Origin of the sequence: Pseudidiomarina fusca (assembly GCF_032227045.1) — a bacterium.
In the GTDB taxonomy this organism is placed as follows: Bacteria; Pseudomonadota; Gammaproteobacteria; order Enterobacterales; family Alteromonadaceae; genus Pseudidiomarina; species Pseudidiomarina fusca.
In genome coordinates this window covers 1-3,696 of sequence record NZ_JANFPJ010000063.1, presented here as the reverse complement: position 1 = coordinate 3,696, position 3,696 = coordinate 1, and the positions used below count along the sequence as shown (strand labels likewise).

Genomic DNA, 3,696 nt, shown 5'->3' with positions numbered 1-3,696 from the left:
AAAATAGTGCTTAGCAAAGTGTCCACTTTTAGTGGTACGGATCAGAGGGCCTAATAAGCTGGTTAGCTTATGTAGGTGGCTCACTATTAGTGGGGTAGACGTCAACGCCATAGCGACTCAGTATGAAGGATGGGAAGTTCTTGGTCGCCCCCTCACAGGATCAGTTTTCACCCGTTGTTGACAGCTTAGTTTATCGAAATAAGAATGGATAAGTTTAGGGAATAGAGGAATAGAGCGTAGTGTTTAAAAAAATATCAATGAATTTACAGACGTTAAACGGTTTAACAGCTGTCCTCTTTTTTGCGTGGATAGCAATGCAAGCATTTACGGCTTCGGCAAGTTCAAAAAGCGATTGTCAATTGGCATTTGGCGGAGATGACCATCAAAAAACCTGGAGTACATGTTTACCACTGGCCGAACAAGGTGAGCCGATGGCTCAAGCATTTATTGGCCTTATGTACCAATATGGATATGGAACTGAACAAGATTTCACAAAGGCGATAGAGTGGTACACAAAATCTATTAACAATGGAGATATGCGCTCGCTCGAGTTACTCGCTGACTTATACAGATTAGGCTATGGTACCAATCAAGATTTGAATAAAGCTCTTGATATGTTGATACAAGCTATTGAAGTGGGTGTGGATACCGGGGCTCGCTCCCGCGTTGAACAGTTTTTTTTAGTTGAGTTGGGAATTCCTGAGGACATTAATAAGGCTTTAAATATATACGAAAGAGCCGCAAACGTAGGCATTTTGAATGCTCAAATGGGGCTGTACAAAATCTATTCGGAGGGCATTCGTGTACCGAAAGATGATAAAAAGGCGAGGAGATGGTTACAGTCAGCTGCGAATGGGGGAAATGCCGAAGCTCAATTTCAGTTGGGGCTTAGTTATGAAGAAGCTGAACAATGGACTGAAGCTATAGTATGGTATAAAAAATCAGCAGCACAAGAGCATGTCACTTCTATGCAAAAATTGGCTCGTGCTTATACGCTCGGTAATGGTGTGGCTCAAGATTATGAAATGGCGCTTAATTTATTTAGAAAAGCAGCTGACAAAGGAGCCCCGTACGCCATGTATAGTCTAGGCGTTTTATATGAGTCTGGGATGGGAGTTTCTGCCGATGTGACTGAAGCGGTTTATTGGTACAAAAAAGCCTCCGAAGAGGGCTCTAATGGAGCGCAAATAAGTTTAAGCTTGAAGTACTGGGTGGGGAATGGGGTTATGCAGGATTATGTATATGCACATATGTGGATGAACATTGCAGCTGTAGACTCTCAAGAAGCCCGAGAATACCGTGATAAATTTGAAAGTCAAATGACGAAAGAACAGATTGCAGAAGCGCAAAAGCTAGCTCGAGAATGTCAACGTAAAGAGTTTAAAGGCTGCTAATGCGCAACACGCGGCTAGGTAAATGCTCAGAATAGCCTCACGAACTCCCCGCGCGATGTGATGGTTTTAAATTGCACAATGATGGGTATAAATGTGATCACATTCTCAATCATCAATCCTATTTGAATCAGTTGCTCTACTGCATCCAAAGACAGAAGGAGCCGTTTGGCTCCTTTTTTCGTTATGGAGATCATTACATAAAAATCTTGCATAATTTATTATGCAAGATAAAATGTGGTTAAATTTCACGCGGACTTGAATCACATGGATCGTCAAACTGAACAACAGCAGTTAATAGCGCAGCGTATTACATACTTCCGTAAGTTGCGTAAAATTAAGCAACAAGAATTGAGCAATCTGATGGCGTTTAACCAGCGTCAGACATTGTCAGATATTGAGCGTGGTGAACGCCAGGTTCGGGCTGATGAATTGATTCGTTTCGCCGAGCTATTAGAAGTTCCCCCAATGGCACTCCTCGATGCCTATGAGCCAGCACTAGATGTTGAGTTTAGTTGGCGTACTGATAATGAAGGCGCTGCACTCGCAGATTTTGAAAAGCGAGGCAGCAGTATCTTGAATTTGCTGATCACTTTACGGCGAAAGTTGAATATCGCTCCAGTAGCGATATCAGCTTTGCCACTTGGCGAGCGAAACTCATTTGAAGATGCACAACTTGCTGCTGAAAAGCTTGTTGACGAATATGAACTAGGTAATCACCCAGGTTTAGTGCTTCATAAGCTGTATGAAAAATTGAATATTGATTGCATCTATCTCGATTTGCCGAGTCATATTTCGGGTGCCGCAATGGCGTCGGATGAAGCGCTTTTAGCTGTCGTTAATTCGAATCAAGTAAGGGGCCGTCGTAATTTTGATAAGGCACATGAGCTTTTTCATTGTCTAACTTGGCGCACAATGAAGCCAAGCCACATTGACCGTGTGCAAGTTAACTTAGGTGCAAAACGCTCGCGCATTGAACAACTTGCGGATGCATTTGCCGGTGCATTATTAATGCCAAAGGCGTCGCTCATTGGCTCTTTGCCTGAAACGTTAACTGCTCAAGCTTTGACGCAAGTTGCCAATGACTTTGAAGTGTCGTTTGATTCTATAGTTTGGCGATTGGTGAGTTTAGACAGAATCAGTAAAACTGACGCTCAAATGTTTCTCAGAGGTGAACGCCCGCCGGGTAATGGGGATTCGGCGAACCTTGTGCCTCATAAGTTGCTAAGTGAATCTTATCTCAAAGTGTTGTCGTCTGGCATATCAGCAGGCTTAATTTCAGTTCGCCGAGCTGCTGATATTATTGGTATCTCGATTGATGCGCTTGCAAGTACATATCGAGAACATGACTTGGCAGTTCCGTTTGATTTATAGGTAAAAGGAATTCGATGAAATGAACAGGGATGATGTCATTTTAGTTGATACCAATGTCATTATTGAGGCTCTGCACCCTTTTAAATTTGAATAAATTTTGTTCAAGTACTATCATTACAGGCCGCTTAAGAAACAAAACCCGAAGGAGCGTATCCGTATGACGGACACCAAAGGAAACAACACATCAAACTATTCATTCGACCTAGCTCGAATGACTGAAGCTGTTGAAGGCAATGACAGCGATGAAGTGGTTGTGTTGAAAGGGCCAATAACGGCCGACGAAATACAAAAAACGTTAGAGCAGGCCTATTACGACTTGGTAGCTCAGGAAGGTTAAAGCAACTTAACCACAAGGATGATTGTCATGGAACGACAGCTATCAGTAAGTTTTCACTTCTTAAAAATCTACATGAATGCGAGTCAGACGCCCCCGCATTTTCATCCTCGCGAGCGCTCGGATAAAGAAAAATTCAATGACTTTATGGAACGTTATCTGACGCACGGCTTTGGCGATGCGCAGCACTTTCCAGGGCGGTTAAAAGACTCAACGGACGTTGATACTAACGATCGCCAGTTTGTCTCCAAAGTTCAGTTCGCGCGCAAACACAAACTTTGGCACTACCACATTGGCATTCCTCGTTACGAATGCGCTGAGGACTCTAGTCGTGGCGATTGGTTATCAGCCTACCTTTTAAACTTTCAACGCTTTAGTGATAGTTATATTAAGCTAGTTGATTTGAATAGCCATCCACCGTTTAAGCTGCCCGATGCTAAGTACTTTGACGGGGAGGTTGGGGTTGCTAGGGACCGGAAAGGCCATTTGCGGGTGGTGAAGTGATGGGTAAAAAGAGATCGTTTCATGGGTGCAGATAAGGTCACAAAATTACTGTTAATGGCCAACTAAACTGACCCACTTTCGGCCATTAATTTT

The 3,696-nt window shown here is 43.2% G+C and carries 4 protein-coding genes; all 4 read left to right on the top strand.

The window, feature by feature from the left end:
* Positions 1 to 239 precede the first annotated feature (239 nt).
* Positions 240 to 1,394, top strand: a complete 1,155-nt coding sequence (locus NOG12_RS12920; protein ID WP_313933477.1) for an SEL1-like repeat protein — start codon at positions 240 to 242, stop codon at positions 1,392 to 1,394.
* A gap of 264 nt (positions 1,395 to 1,658) precedes the next feature.
* Positions 1,659 to 2,765 carry a helix-turn-helix domain-containing protein gene (locus NOG12_RS12915; RefSeq protein ID WP_313933476.1) on the top strand — a complete coding sequence of 369 codons (1,107 nt, stop codon included), beginning with the start codon at positions 1,659 to 1,661 and terminating at the stop codon, positions 2,763 to 2,765.
* Positions 2,766 to 2,922: 157 nt separating this feature from the next.
* Positions 2,923 to 3,102 (top strand): hypothetical protein, encoded by a 180-nt coding sequence (locus NOG12_RS12910; protein ID WP_313933475.1) that lies wholly within the window; start codon positions 2,923 to 2,925, stop codon positions 3,100 to 3,102.
* 27 nt (positions 3,103 to 3,129) lie between these two features.
* Entirely contained in the window at positions 3,130 to 3,603 is a 474-nt protein-coding gene (locus tag NOG12_RS12905; protein ID WP_313933474.1) for a hypothetical protein, read from the top strand.
* Positions 3,604 to 3,696: the final 93 nt, after the last annotated feature.

What these genes read in the sequence shown, in the direction of transcription:
- NOG12_RS12915 (WP_313933476.1), top strand. Translation starts at nt 1,659, where the DNA reads ATGGATCGTCAAACTGAACAACAGCAGTTAATAGCGCAGCGTATTACA.
- NOG12_RS12905 (WP_313933474.1), top strand. Translation starts at nt 3,130, where the DNA reads ATGGAACGACAGCTATCAGTAAGTTTTCACTTCTTAAAAATCTACATG.
- NOG12_RS12910 (WP_313933475.1), top strand. Translation starts at nt 2,923, where the DNA reads ATGACGGACACCAAAGGAAACAACACATCAAACTATTCATTCGACCTA.